8 protein-coding genes are annotated in these 14,293 nt (G+C 73.4%); 4 read left to right on the plus strand and 4 right to left on the minus strand.

The window, feature by feature from the left end; all coding sequences use genetic code 11:
- The first annotated feature begins 53 nt into the window (after positions 1–53).
- Positions 54–1,232: a glycosyltransferase family 4 protein gene (locus M8C17_RS17090; RefSeq protein WP_252417461.1), complete on the plus strand. Its 1,179-nt coding sequence runs from the start codon at positions 54–56 to the stop codon at positions 1,230–1,232.
- Here the strand turns inward: M8C17_RS17090 and M8C17_RS17095 are convergent.
- The 3 genes from M8C17_RS17095 to M8C17_RS17105 are packed head-to-tail and all read right to left on the minus strand — an operon-like array spanning position 1,217 to position 5,034.
- Complete coding sequence (locus M8C17_RS17095) at positions 1,217–1,411, minus strand: hypothetical protein (RefSeq protein ID WP_252417462.1); 195 nt, start codon at positions 1,409–1,411, stop codon at positions 1,217–1,219. The genes M8C17_RS17090 and M8C17_RS17095 overlap by 16 nt on opposite strands.
- Before the next feature lie 35 nt (positions 1,412–1,446).
- Positions 1,447–3,156, minus strand: coding sequence for a hypothetical protein (locus M8C17_RS17100; RefSeq protein WP_252417463.1), 1,710 nt, complete (start codon positions 3,154–3,156; stop codon positions 1,447–1,449).
- On the minus strand, positions 3,157–5,034 hold the full coding sequence (locus M8C17_RS17105) for a hypothetical protein (RefSeq protein WP_374558568.1): 1,878 nt from the start codon (positions 5,032–5,034) through the stop codon (positions 3,157–3,159). It abuts the gene before it with no gap.
- A gap of 167 nt (positions 5,035–5,201) precedes the next feature.
- Between M8C17_RS17105 and M8C17_RS17110 the strand changes: the two genes are divergently transcribed.
- Both M8C17_RS17110 and M8C17_RS17115 read left to right on the plus strand, forming a co-directional pair.
- Positions 5,202–9,569 (plus strand): alpha-(1->3)-arabinofuranosyltransferase, encoded by a 4,368-nt coding sequence (locus tag M8C17_RS17110; protein ID WP_252417465.1) that lies wholly within the window; start codon positions 5,202–5,204, stop codon positions 9,567–9,569.
- Positions 9,566–10,819 carry a lipopolysaccharide biosynthesis protein gene (locus M8C17_RS17115; RefSeq protein WP_252417466.1) on the plus strand — a complete coding sequence of 418 codons (1,254 nt, stop codon included), beginning with the start codon at positions 9,566–9,568 and terminating at the stop codon, positions 10,817–10,819. The genes M8C17_RS17110 and M8C17_RS17115 overlap by 4 nt, the downstream gene beginning before the upstream one ends.
- Positions 10,820–10,825: 6 nt before the next feature.
- Here M8C17_RS17115 and nudC read toward each other — a convergent pair whose 3' ends face one another.
- Positions 10,826–11,746 carry an NAD(+) diphosphatase gene (nudC, locus tag M8C17_RS17120; RefSeq protein WP_252417467.1) on the minus strand — a complete coding sequence of 307 codons (921 nt, stop codon included), beginning with the start codon at positions 11,744–11,746 and terminating at the stop codon, positions 10,826–10,828.
- Positions 11,747–11,929: 183 nt separating this feature from the next.
- Between nudC and M8C17_RS17125 the strand changes: the two genes are divergently transcribed.
- Positions 11,930–13,747: a VanW family protein gene (locus tag M8C17_RS17125; RefSeq protein ID WP_252417468.1), complete on the plus strand. Its 1,818-nt coding sequence runs from the start codon at positions 11,930–11,932 to the stop codon at positions 13,745–13,747.
- Positions 13,748–14,293: the final 546 nt, after the last annotated feature.

The raw sequence follows: 14,293 nt of genomic DNA on the forward strand, positions 1-14,293 counted from the left end.
CGCGCGTCGCTAAATTACCTGAGAGTAGGGTTCGCGTGCAGCGTTGCGTCGACATGCCCGGACACGTGCTGTTCCTCAACTGGCGAGACACTCGCAACCCCGAGGGCGGCGGTTCCGAGGTGTACGTGGAACGGATCGCGGCCGAGCTCGTGGCACGCGGATTCCGGGCCACCCTGTTCTGCGCCGCCCACAGCCAGGCCCCCGCCGAAGAGGTCAACGAGGCGGGCGTACGGCTGGTGCGGCGCGGCGGTCGGCACACCGTCTACCTCTGGGCGGCGCTCTGCTACGTGGCCGGCGCACTGGGTCTGGGCCCCCTGGCGGCGCGACGGGGCGGCCGGCCCGACATCCTGGTCGACGTCTGCAACGGGCTGCCGTTCCTCGCCCCGCTGTGGGCACGGCGGCCGGTGGTCAAGCTGATCCATCACGTGCACCGCGAGCAGTGGCCGGTGGTCCTCCCGCAGTGGGCCGCCCGGTTCGGCTGGTGGATCGAGTCGTCGCTCGCCGTACGCGTCTACCGGCGGTGCCGGTACGTAACCGTCTCCGAGGCCACCCGCAGAGAGTTGGCCACGCTCGGCGTACCGCCGGAGCAGGTCGCGGTCGTCTACAACGGCACGCCGGGGCTGCCCCGCACCGACACCGAGCGGGCGTCGTTCCCGCTGCTCGTGACGCTGAACCGGCTGGTGCCGCACAAGCGGGTGGAGGTGGCGCTGCGGGCCGTCGCGGCGCTCGCCGACGAGCTGCCCCAGCTTCGGCTGGTCGTCGCCGGCCAGGGCTGGTGGGAGCCGCAGCTGCGCGAGCTGGCCGCGGAGCTGGACATCACCGAGCGGGTCGACTTCCGTGGCTTCGTGACCGAGGAGGAGAAGGCCACCCTGCTCGCCTCGGCCTGGGTCGCACTGACCCCGTCGCTGAAGGAGGGCTGGGGTCTGACGATCGTGGAGGCCGGGTCCGCGGGTACGCCCACGGTGGCGTTCCGGGAGGCGGGCGGCGTGGCCGAAGCGGTCGTCGACGGGCGCACGGGCCTGCTGGCCGACGACATCGACGACTACCTGGCCAAGGTGCGCACACTGCTGCACGAGGACGAGCTGCGGCGGGAGATGGGCGCCGAGGCCCGGAAGCACGCGGCGAGCTTCACCTGGCAGATCGCGGGTGGACGCTTCGCGGCTCTGTTGGAGGGTGCGGAGTCGCCCCGCCCGGTACAGCGGCGGGGCGAGCCGTCCTACCTGGTGCCGTAAACCTCGGGAGCGTACGGGTCCTGCTTACCGGCCCGCTTGGCCGTCTCCGAGACGTTCCTGGCCTCGGTGGCGGCCTCGTCGTCGGTGGCGGTCGCGGCGGCCGAGAGGCCGCCGAGGGCCAGGATCCCCAGCAACGCCGCCACCAGGCCGGACACGACCAGTGTCAGAGTTCTACGCATGCCAATCCTCCAATGGCGAGACGTGCGAGCGGACGTTACCACGCGGTAGGCCGCCGGTGTAGCGCCGAAAAGGCGGCAGCCGCGCACAGGAGGAGGGCGGCGGCGAGCGCTGCCACCACGGCCCACCGGGCGTGCCCGGCCGCGACCGAACCGGGCGGTACGGCCGGATTGCGGTAGAGAGTCAGGAATGGTCCCTCGTGGACGATCTGGAGATCGGCGAGGGCCGCCGGGTCCACACCACCGGGCACATGGTGCTGCACCACCACCCAGCGCACACCGGTGGCCGCCACGGGTCTCCCGTCGGCCAGCATCCGGCGCACCTCCCTCAGCCGTGGATTCTCCCCGGCCACGGCGACGTCGCCGACCCGGAGCGTGTCGTCGGTCAGCACCGTCCCCGGCAGGTAGCGGGGCGCCGGATCCAGGACGACCCGTCCCGGGTTCCACGGATAGGCCCGGTAGGCGCTCAACGGCAGCGCGAGGATCTCACCCGGTTCGTCGGCCACGCGGTCGGCCACCGACCGCCAGTCCGCCGGATAGCTCACCGGACGAAGACGGCCGGCACCGCCGAACGCGAGATCCGGCATGACGGCCACCGGCAGGAACAGCAGACCGACCAGGACCACCGCCGCCACGTCCCGGTCGATCCCGGCCAGCAACCGCTCGGCGCCCAGCGCCGCGCACACCACCAGCAGCAGCGCGTACGGGGCCAGGAACTTCTGGCCGTCGCGGAGCAGCCCCGCACCCGGCACCTCCACCACCGCCCAGCGCAGCACGGAGTCCCCGCCGGGCAGCACGCCGAGGGCGGCCAGAAGGTAGGCGGCCCCCGCGAGCACCGCCAACCGCACCCCCGTGCCCGGGGGCAGCCGGCGTCGCAGCAGTCCGGCGCCCACGCCCGCCAGAATCAGCAGCACCAGGGTCGCCAGCGGAACCAGCGGAGCCGCCCGACTGGCGGGAGTGGCCTGCGCGTTCCAGATGCCGCCGGTACCCGCGAGCGCCACCAGCGGACCCGCCCAGTTCTCGGAGCGCGTCGCGAACGCCGCCACCCCGGCCGGGTCGGAAGAACCGCCGGCGCCGGTGACCAGGGCCGCCGTCACCCAGGGGGCGTTCAGCAGCGCGACACCCGCCACCGCGAGCGCCGACGGACGCGGGCGCGCCCGATCGGGCACCAGCAGGACAACCGTGCCCAGCGCGATCAGCCCGCCGGTCGGGGTGATCGCCGCAGGCGCGGCCGCGAGCACCAACCGGGCGAGCGCGCCGTCGCGGCCCGCCCGCACGTCCAGCGCCGCCCGCACCAACCAGGGCAGAGCGGCGTACGCGAGCAGCAGCCCCCACTGCCCGATCAGCAGCCGCTCGGCCAGGTAGGGCGTCCACGCGTACGCCACCGCGGCGAACAGCCGGACCGCGCGCCGGTCGGTCGGCACCAGCCGACCGGCGCCGACGGCGGCCAGGAGGATCGCCCCACCGAGCACCAGCCGCTGCACCAGCCAACCCGGGACCACCTGCGTGACCAGGGAGACCAGCGCGTCCATCGGCACCGCCCTGGGCAGGCTCTGCGCCGGGGCGACGAGATCCCAGCTCAACGGCTGGCGGGGTACGAACACCATGTCGTACAGCAGCGCGTAGCCCGGTGCGGCGAGCGGGGCGAGCACCACCACCGTGACGACCGCCGCGACGGCGTACAGCGGCAGGGTCTCCCGCGCCGTCCGGTGCCGTGGGGCGTCGACGGTGGTGTGCCGCTCAACCATTCACGGTGCCGGCACCGCCCGGCCCACGGTGATCAGCTGGGTGCACACTCCGACCTGCGGGGTCTGAACGGTGATCTCGACGCTGCTCCCGGCGCCCTCCAACAGGAAGAACACCTCGTTCAACCCACGCTGCAGCGTGATCTCCCGGGTGGCCGCGCCGAGCCGGAACACCGCCGTGGATTCGCCCGAACTGAGGTAGCCGAACTGCACCACGTACGGCCACTCCTCCAGGTACCCGTCCAGCGGGATCCGGGTGGTCCGGCCGCCCTCCGCCAGGTGCCCGCAGTCGGGCACCGTACCCGGGAGGATCTTCCGCCCCTGGACCACGACCGGACGGATCCGGCCGTACTCGTCGAACATCGACGGTCGCGCGGCCTCCGTCACGAACGTGGGTCGGTGGTCCGCCGGACGGAAGAAGTGCGACTGCAGATTGTCCGGCCAGAAGTAACCGGCGACGACGCGGTCCGGGACGACGGTGTCCAGGAAGACGGTGCCCGGCGGCGCGGCCGCCAGCTCCGCCTGCGCCGTCGCGAGGTACTCCCGCCCGTACTTGGTGCTCCAGTTGTCACCGAACCGGGCCGTGCTCCAGAGGGTCCCCACCCCGATGGTGGCCAGGAGGAGGATCATCGAGACCAGGCCGACCGCGAAGGCGCCCGGTTCCCGCAGGACCGTCGGCACCGGCCACGCCGACACGTCGTCCTCGTTCACGTCCTTCGTCCCGAGCAGGGCCGCGCCGACACAGATCGCGGCTACCAGCATCACGTCGGCGACGTACCGGGGGACGACGCCGACCACCGGGCCGAGCGGGCCGCCGAGCCGGGTGACGGCAAAGAGCGCGGCGACCAGCCCGAGGTAGCACACGAGCAGCAGCCAGGCCCGGCCGGCCGACGGGCGCCGCCGGACGGTGACCACGACGAGCGCCACCAGCACAGCCCACGACAGCCACTTGGCGACGTCGTACGGGTCCACGAGCGGCGGGCCGTCACCGGCGTACGTCCAGCGCCACGGCCCGCCGACCAGACCCGGCACGACCGTTTCGCCGACCAGGTCACCGAGGAAGGTGAGGACCTGACCGACCGAATTCGGTTCGTCCAGTTCGCGGGCGGGACGGGTCAGATAGAACGCCAGGTACGCCCCGGAGAGCACGCCGAGCACCAGCCACGCCGGCCAGTAGCGGCCAATCGCCCTCCGCAGGCTGCGCCACACGCCGCCCGACGTGAAGAGGAATACGGTCAGCAGGAACAGCAGCGGCACGATCAGCAGGGCCTTGGTGTCGAAGAGAAGACCGAACACCACCCAGAGGACGACCACCGGCAGATGCCGCAGGCGGCCGGTTCGCACGTACCGGACCTGGGCCGACACCGCCAGGACCAGGGCCAGCTGCACCGGCAGCACGAGCAGCCCGACCAGCCAGAGCGAGGACACCTCCAGCGTCAGCGGGCTGAACACGTACAGGCACAGCGGGATGAGCAGCCCCCAGCCCGGCCGGAGCAGGTCACGCAGCAGCCGGTAGAGGGCGATGCCGACCGCCGCCTGGCCGACCGCCAGCAGCAGCACCCACGGCCAGCTCACGAAGCCGGCCACCCGCACCATCCCCCACGCCACCAGCAGACCGCCCGGCATGAGGTGGTTGTTGAAGGTACGCAGGAGATAGTCCGGGTCCAGCCGCGTGTCGAGGACCTGAGCGGCGATGACGAACTCGTCCTGGGAGAACCAGCCACGGGTGGCGAGGCCGGCGCGCCAGGCGACGGACACGACGATGAGGGCGACCGCGACCGCCCGGACCCGGTCGGCCCGGAGCCACCGACCGATCGGCCCCGGTCCATCGTCATCCGGGGCGACGGCCTCCGGACGCGTCTCGGCCTCAGCTTCTGGCATTGACATGGTCGGCAGCCTGCCACACGCTTACACGCCGTGGGGACGGCCGTTCTCCCGATAACGCCACCGCAGCGCCCCAGGTCGCCCGTCCGTGCCCGGTCCGGATAACGTCGCGCGACAGTCGTCGGCTGCCGGTGCGCGTCCGGCCGGCGCAGACAGGAGCCGAAATGCGTGCAGAGGTGACCAGTGGCGCCGGTCCGGGATCCAGTCGTACCCGGCGTACGGCCCGGCGGTTCCGGCACCTGGCCATCTGCATCGCCCTCACCGCGCTCGCCTTCCAGCAGGCCCCCGGGCAGGTCGTCCCCGACACCAAGGTCGATCTGAGCATCAACCCGGCCGGGTGGATGCTCCGCTCACTGCACCTGTGGGACCCCAACGGCACCTTCGGACAGCTCCAGAACCAGGCGTACGGATATCTCTGGCCGATGGGCCCGTTCTTCCTGCTCGGGTCGGAAGCCGGTCTCGCGCCGTGGGTGGTCCAGCGGCTGTGGTGGGCACTGATCTTCTGTGTCGCGTACCTGGGCGCGGTGCGGCTGATGGGTCGGCTCGGGATCGGCACGCCCGCCGGGCGAATGATCGCCGGTGTCGCCTTCGCGCTGTCGCCCCGGATCCTCACCCAGCTCGGCTGGTCCTCGGTGGAGTCCTGGCCGAGCGCCCTCGCCCCCTGGGTGCTCATCCCCCTGGTGGGCCTCGCACGCGGCACGCCGCTGCGGCGTGCCGTCGCCGGGTCGGCCGTCGCCGTCGCCTGCGCCGGCGGGGTCAACGCCACGGCCGTGGTCGCGGTGGTGCCACTCGCCCTGCTCTGGCTCGCCACCCTGCACCCCGTACGCCGCCGCGTCACCGCGATCGCCGCCTGGTGTGGCGCGGTCGCCCTGGCCACGGCGTGGTGGTTGGTTCCGCTGCTGATCCTCGGCCGATACAGCCCACCCTTCCTGGACTACATCGAGACCGCCCGCAACACCACCAGCGTCACCGACGCGACGACCACGCTGCGCGGCGCCTCCTACTGGGTCGCCTACCTGGGCAATCCGTTCGGGTCGACCATCCCGGCCGGCGCGCGGCTCGCCAACGAGCCGCTGTTGATCGCCGCCACCCTGGCGGTCGCCGCCCTCGGTGTCCTCGGCCTGTCCCGGCGCGGGATGCCGCACCGCCGGTTCCTGATCACAGGTCTGGTGCTCGGTGCCGCCCTCGTCGGTCTCGGGCACGTCGGCGACCTGCCGAACATCCTCGCGGAGCCACAGCGGGCATTCCTCGACGGCGTCGGCGCCCCGCTGCGCAACGTGCACAAGTTCGACGTCCTGCTCCGCCTGCCGTTGGCGCTCGGGCTGGCACACCTGATCGGCCTGGTCGTCCGCGCGGCACGCACCGCGCCCGCGCAGTACCGCTCGCGAACCGTCGCGCGCGCCTGGCTGACGGCCGGAGCTGCCATGGCGGCGGTGGCCGCGGTCGCCACACCGGCGCTCGCCGGCGGGCTCGCCACACCGGGCGCCGTCAAGGAGGTGCCCGGCTACTGGCACGAGGCCGCCGACTGGCTCGACGCCAACACCGGACGGGGGCGGGTGCTCGTCGTCCCCGGGGCACGCTTCCCGTCGTACGACTGGGGCAACACCACCGACGAGATCACCCAGCCCCTGCTGGACAGCCGGTGGGCGGTACGCAACGCCATCCCCTTCACCCCACCCACCACGATCCGGCTGCTGGACGCGGTCGAGTCGACACTCGCCACCGGTTCCGGCTCCACCGGCCTGGCCGACCTGCTCGCCCGCTCCGGGATCAGCCACGTCCTGTTCCGCGCCGACCTCGACCACGGCCGGTCCGACACGGCCCGGCCGGCGATCGTCCGCCAGGCGTTGGAGCGTTCACCCGGCCTGACCCGGGTCACCAGCTTCGGCCCCCTGCGCGGCGGGCCGTCGAGCCCGGACGAGTTCCGCGACCAGGGGCTCGACGTGCCCGTACGGGCCCTGGAGGTCTACCAGGTCGACCGGCCCGTCGAGCCGGTGGTCGCCTACGACCGTGACGACGTGACCACCGTCGTCGGCGGCCCCGAGTCCCTCCTCGACCTCGCCGAGGCGGGCCAGTTGAGCCCGGCGCCCACCATCCTCGCGGGTGACGCGCAGGCCGGTGCCGCCGTCGGACCGGTCGCGATGACCGACGGGCTCCGCCGGCGCGACGTGTCGTTCGGCCGACTGCGCGACAACGCCTCCCAGACCCTCACCGCCGACGACACCTTCGAGGTGTCGGCACCGGCCCACGACTACCTGCCCGAGTGGGGTGCGGAACGGTCCACCGTCGCTCGTTTCGAGGGCATCAGCACGATCCGGGCGTCGACCGCCGCCTCCCAGGTGGACGCCCCCGGCGGCGCCCGCCCCGAGCACCAGCCGTACGCGGCGATGGACGGCGACCCCGCGACCTCCTGGCAGTCCGCGCCGTACTCGCCGAGCGACCGGCAGTGGGTCGAGGTCGTTCTCGCGAAACCGACGCGGGTCACCCGCGTGGAGGTCCGCTTCGACCTGAAGGCCGACTCCCTGCCGACGGCGGTGACCGTCACGGCCGGGTACGAGAGCCGCACGGTCGAGCAGTTCAGCGACCACATGGTCTTCGAGCTGCCCGGCGTCCACGCCACCCGCGAGGTCCAGATCTCGGTCGACGGCGCCTTCGCCCTCCGCCCGCTCGGCACCGGGACGGTCGGCATCGCCGAGATCGGCATCCCCGGCGTTCGGACCAGCCGGACACTCCAGCTTCCCGCCGCACCGGCCACCGACCGGCCCGCGACCGTCGTCGTGGCGGCGGCTCCCACCACACCGGCCTGCTTCTCCGTCGACGGACGACCCCGCTGCTCCAACGACGCCGTCCGGGGCTCCGAGGACGGGTCCACCATCGACCGGACGCTCACCCTGCCGACCGACGGGGCGTACACCCCGACGCTGTGGGCGCGGCCGACGCCCGGCCCGTCCCTGGACGCGGCGCTCGACAAGCTGGTGACCGACGCACAGACGCTACGCCTCGCACCGCAGGTCAGCGCCTCCTCGACGGCCGTGTCCGACCCGGCTGGCCGGCCCGGCGCGGTGCTCGACGGGGACCCGACCACCAGTTGGTCACCGGCGGTCAGCGACGAGGCACCGATCCTGCGCCTCAAGTGGCTCAAGCCGCGGGTCATCAGCGGGCTGCGCTTCACCGTCGACCCGGAGGCCGCCGCCACCCGGCTCGGCAGCCTCCGGGTGGTCGGCGACGACGGTTTCCGCAGCAGCCTGCTGGGCGACGACGGCCTGCTCACCCTGGACCCGCCGATGCGGACCGACGAGGTCACCATCCAGTTCCTGGACAAGCCGTCCGCCTCCAGCACCGACCCGTACAAGCTGCGGTTGCCGGAGTCGTTGCCGGTCGCGGTCGGCGAGGTGACCGTGCTGCCGGGCGCGTCCGCGGTGCGGCCACGCCTGGACACGCCGCTGAAGCTCGCCTGCGGATCGGGTCCGACGCTGCAGGTCGGCCAGGCCCGGGTGACCACCACGCTCAACGGCACACTGCGCGACCTGCTGGAACTGCGGGAGGTGCGGGTCGCGCCCTGCGGCCGGGACACGCCCAAGCAACTGGAGCTGGGCCGTGGCGAGCACCGCCTCGTCACCACACCGAGCGCGCTGGCCTCGCCCACCCTGGTGGCCCTGGTGCCGCAGACGTCCACGCCCGCACCGGCGGCGACTCCCAGCGCCATCGAGGTCGACTCCTGGGCGGCCACCGAACGACGGGTCCGCGTCGCCGACCACCCCGTCGACCGGGTGCTCGCCGTACGGGAGAACACCAACGACGGCTGGCAGGCCACCATCGGCGGGCGGACGCTGAAGCCGGTGGTGGTGGACGGCTGGCAGCAGGGCTGGATCCTGCCCGCCGGCACCTCCGGCGAGGTGGTGCTGCGCTTCGCCCCGGACACGACGTACCGGGCGGGTCTGCTGGTCGGCGGGGTCCTGCTGGTGGCGGTTCTCCTCCTCGCGGCACTGCCCGTCCGACGGCCCGCCGGGTCCACCGCCGTGCCACGCGCTCGGCGGCCGGTCACCCGCTCCCTGCCGCTGCTGGCCGTGGGAGCAGCCGCGCTGGTGCTGTCGAGTGGCCTCATCGGCGGCCTGCTGGTCGCGGCAGGGTTCATGCTGGCCGTCCCCGGCCCGCGCCGCCTGCCGTGGATGTCGGACCCCCGGCGGGCCAGGACGATCCGTCGGGCCGTCGAGACGTGGCTGCCCGGCGCGCTCATCCTGCTCGCCGGGTGGATCCACCTCGCCTCGGAGCAACGGCACACCGACGCCTTCTCGCAACTCGCGGTCGTGGTCGCGCTGGGCGCTCTCTGGCTCTCCACGACCGTCCGACGACGACCGGTGCGTCGGGCCACGCCGGCCACGGGCGCCCAGCCGGCACCCAGGGTCGACCAGGCGGCACCGATCGATCGGTCGGAGACGGCGGAGCCCGGGGTGCCGGAGCAGCGGAAACCGGACACGGAGACGCCGGACCCTACCGACGGGCACCTACCCAACCTCTCCCAGATCACATGAGCCCTCGACGGCAGGACCGTCCGGGGCGGACGGGCGGACGGGACACCGGCCTGGGCGCGGCGGGGGTAGCCGTCACCCTGGCCGGCGTCCTCGTCAACGGCATGGCCTACCTGGTGCCGGTGCTGGCGGCCCGCCGGCTCGACCCCGCCGACCTCAGCGCGCTCGCCACCGCCCTCGGCCTGGTGGCCATCGCCGGCGTGCCCGGGCTCGGCCTGCAACTGGCCGTCGCCGTACACCACGCCCGGCACGGCTCGTCCGACACCCGACGTCTCACCGCGGTGACCGCCGCCGTCTGCGCGGGAACGCTCGTCGTGGCGACTCCGCTGCTGGTCGCCGCCCTCGACCTCCCGGTCGAGGTTCCCACGCTGCTGGCGGTCACCACGGCGGCGGTCGTGCTCTCCTCACGCTCACTGGGGGAGTTGCAGGGCAGCCAGCGTTTCCTGCGACTCGCCGCCGGGATGGCCCTGCTCGCCGTGGGCCGCTACGGCGGAGTGGTCGCCGGGCTCCTGCTCGACGCGGGCCTCACCGGCGCGCTCGTGGCCGGCGCGCTGACCGCCGCGCTCGCTCCTCCGGTACTGGCCCGGCTCGCCCGAGCACCCCGACGCCCGTCCACCGCACCGGCCGCGCCACGGCTGACCTACGCCCAGGTGCTCGCCGGCTGCGGGGCGACCCTGGCGATGCTCGTCGTCTCCTACGCCGATCTGCTCCTCGCCCGTCAACTGCTTCCCCCGGCGGGGGCCGGCGCGTACTCGGTGGGCACGGTGTTGAGCAAGGGCGCTCTCTGGGCGCCGCAGGTCGCCGCCGTCCTCGCCCTGCCGCGGCTGGCGCGGGGCGACCGCCGCAGCCGCACGGTGGCGCTCGCGGTGACCGGCGGGTGCGGGCTGGTGCTGGTGCTCGCGTCGACGCTCGCCGGTGGGCTGGCGTTCCGCCTCGCCGGCGGCCCCGACTACACCCACCTCGGCCGGTACGCGCCGCTCTTCGCCGCTGTCGGGGCGCTCTACGCGGTGGCGTTCGTGCTGCTCAACGACCGCCTCGCGGCCGGCGTACGGTGGGCGGCCGCACCGCTGTGGGTGGGCGCGGCCGGCCTGGTGACCGTCGCGGCGACAGTCCGGCCCCGCACCGTCCCCGGTCTCCTCCTCGTGGCCCTGGGCACGGCCGTGGTCACCACCCTGATCATGGCGGTGCCCGCCCGTCGAGCACGTACGGTGCCGGTGCCCGCGGATCCCGCCATGGCACCCCGGTCGGGCTGACCGCCGTCAGCCCTCGACGAGCCAGTCACGCAGCAGCTGGTGGTCGATGGCGTCGACCCGGCCGAGCGTACGACCGGAGGCCACCCGCTCCCGCAGCTCCGCCCGGGTGAACCAGCGCGCCGCCAGCAGTTCGTCGCCGTCGACGCGTACCTCCTCGGAGGTGGCGGTGGCTCGGAAGCCCACCATCAGACCGGCGGGGAACGGCCACGCCTGCGATCCCTGGTACGTCACGTCGGTCACGGTGATCCCCGCTTCCTCGGCCATCTCCCGCCGTACCGCGTCCTCCAGGCTCTCGCCCACCTCGACGAACCCGGCGAGCGTGGACCACCCGTCCTCGGACGCGCCGGCGTGCCGGGCCAGCAGGCAGCGCCCGGGCGGCCCGGGCGCCTCGACGAGCACGATGATCGCCGGTTCGATCCGGGGGAACAGCAACCGCCCGCACTCCCCGCCGGTGCAGGTCCGGACGTGCCCGCCACCGCCGGCGACGGCCGGGGCACCGCACGTGCCGCAGTACCGCTGCTGCCGGTGCCAGTGCAGCAACCCCCGCGCGTACGCCTGGACGGCCGCGACGCCGGCGTCGAGCCGCCCGACCAGAGCCCGTACGTCGACGGCCCGCACCGCGGCGGCCATCTCGACGGCGGACCGCTCGGTGAGCGCGGAGAGGTCCACGGCGAACACGGCGGCGCCATCCCCGTCGAGCCCCAGGAAGACGGTCTCACCGGCGGCGGACCGGACGAGAGTCGCCCGGTCCGCGGTCAGCCGCACCGGGCCGTCCCCGTCGACGAGACAGCGGTCCCGCCAGAGCGGCAGCACCACGCTGGTCGGGTCGGTGACCAGCTCGCCCAACCGGGTCGGATCGGTGCGCAGCGCGCCAGCCCGGTCCAGCCACCCGCCGCCGTACGCCAACACGCGCTCCGCAGTGTCCACGGGGCCACCGTGCCACGTCCGCGACCCGGCCCTTCCACCGCCCCGAGCCGTTTCGCGACACGCCGGAACGACACGCGGTACCCGCGCGGGTGGGCGCAGCCCGCGAGGACGGCCGGGCATTCGTTACCGTAGGTGTCCTCCGGGAGGGGGGACCTCCCGCAGCACCTGGCGATCGAGGTTGCAGTGACGCTGTACGGCGAAAAGAGTCCACCCGCCGACGACCGGCCCACCGTGCAGGTCACTGCGGTCACCTGGCCCGATGACGGGCCGGAACCGCGCACGGCGCCCACGGGCGCTCCGGAGGGCGGCCGGCGCCGCCCGCGCCGGGTGCGGATGCTGCTCGCCGCCGGCGTCACCGGCGGGGTGCTCGCCGCCGTGGCGGGTGCCGGTGCCTGGGCGTACGCCGGTGACGTACCCCGGGGCACGAGCGTGCTCGGCACGGAGCTGGGCGGCCGGAGTCGCACCGACGCCGACCGGGAGCTGCGGGCGGAGCTGGACCGGCGGGCGGCGGCCCTCGCCGCGCCGCTGCGGGTCACCATCGGGCAGCGCACCGCCGAGATCAACCCGGCCGAGGTGGGCCTGGGTGTCGACGTTCCGGCCACCGTGGCGGCAGCGGCCGAGGCCGACGCGCACCCGGTCAGCCGACTGGTCGGCTCCCGGACCGTGGACCCGGTGGTCACCGTCGACGTGGACCGGCTGGACGCCGCGCTCCGCAAGGCGCTCGGCGACGAGGCACGTGGCATGACCATGCCGGCGATCACCTACCAGGGCACCACACCGAAGGTGGTCCAGCCCAAGCCGGGGCTGGCGCTCGACCCGCAGCGCTCCGCGGACGCGGTCCGCGCCGGTTGGCTGGCCGGCACCCCGGTCACCGTGCCCCTGGTAGAGAGCCACCCGGCGACCACCGCGGAGGAGTTGGACCGGCTGGTCGCCGAGCTGGCAAAGCCGGCGGTCGCCGCGCCGGTCACCCTGCGCACCGACAAGGGCTCGCTGAAGATCCCACCCGCCGCCATCGCGAAGAGCCTGCGGTTCACCGCCGACAAGACCGGCCTGCTGACCCCGACGGTGGACGTCAAGAGACTGCGCACGGCGCTCGGCGACGACCTGGCCGCCATCGAGGTGCCGCCGAAGGACGCGACGATGACCATCGCCGGTGGCCGTCCCACGGTCACCGACGGGCGGGCCGGGCAGCAACTGGACACCGCAACCCTCGGCCGTGACCTGCTGGCCGTGCTGCCGAAGTCGGACGGCCGCGAGGTGACCGGCGAGCTGAAGCCGACGCCGCCCGAGCTGACCGCGGAGAAGCTCGCCGGTCTGGGCATCAAGGAACGCGTGTCCACCTTCACGACCCGGTTCACCGGGGGCATGGCCTCGTCACGCAGCCAGAACATCGCCACGATCGCCAGAGAGGTGGACGGCACGGTCGTCCTGCCCGGAAAGACGTTCTCGCTGAACGGGCACACCGGTGAGCGCGGCTACGCCCAGGGCTACCGCGACGCGCCGGTCATCCTGGACGGCAAGCTGGTGCCGGGCGTGGGCGGCGGCACCTCGCAGTTCACCACCACGCTGTTCAACGCCACCTACTACGCCGGGCTCGAGGACGTCGAGCACAAGCCGCACTCCTACTGGTTCGACCGGTACCCGGCGGTCATCGAGTCGACCATCTTCTGGCCGGACCTGGACTTCAAGTTCCGCAACAACACCCAGTACGGCCTGCTCATCGACACCTCGTACACGTCGAGCACGATCACGGTGTCGATCTGGAGCACGAAGATCTACGACAGCGTCAAGACGGAGTACGGGCCACGCCGCAACATCACCACGCCGAAGCTGATCCACCTCGAACCCGGCCCGTCCTGCATCCCGAGCAATGGCATCAACGGCTTCACCCAGGACGCCTTCCGGGTCATCAAGAAGGACGGTGCGGTGGTCAAGCGGGAGAAGTTCAGCTGGCGCTACGACGCGGAGCCCCGCTACGTCTGCGGCCCGAAGCCGTCCTGATCCCTGGCTCAGCGCAGGCGCGGTAGATCACCGGGCACGTCTCGCCAGTACCGGCCCTGAACTGGTGGCCTGCGCGCCGCTGTGAGAGTGCTACCTGCGCGGAGTGGCCGGTGGGCCTTCGGTCCGCCGCCCTCCCGCGGCGAGGCCGGCGTATCCGGAGACGGTATGGTCTGCGCTCTCGCTGTCGGTCACGTCGCTGGCGCCGCACGCTTCAAGAAGCCTGATACCTCAGAGGCATAAATATGACTCTGAGGTATCACGCTCATTGGTGTGCCGCCCCCCGGCCGTTCTCGTGGGGCACCGTCGGTCGTCGGATGTTGCGGGACCCTCGGTCGTCGAGGCTGCGGCGCTGAGGAAGTTCGGAGTCGGCACCGATGTCCTGGACGGCACCTGGCCCGATTGCAGGGCCCGCGGCAAGGCCCTACCGCGGCTGTAGGCGCGCGCCGACTGGTCACAGCACCTGCGAACCAGGTGGCCCTAACCGATCGGCCGGCCCTGATTGCCTTCGAGCCGGCGTACCTGGCTACGGAAATGCGTCAGGGCCAC

Source organism: Micromonospora sp. RHAY321, from assembly GCF_023896955.1.
GTDB lineage: Bacteria > Actinomycetota > Actinomycetes > Mycobacteriales > Micromonosporaceae > Micromonospora.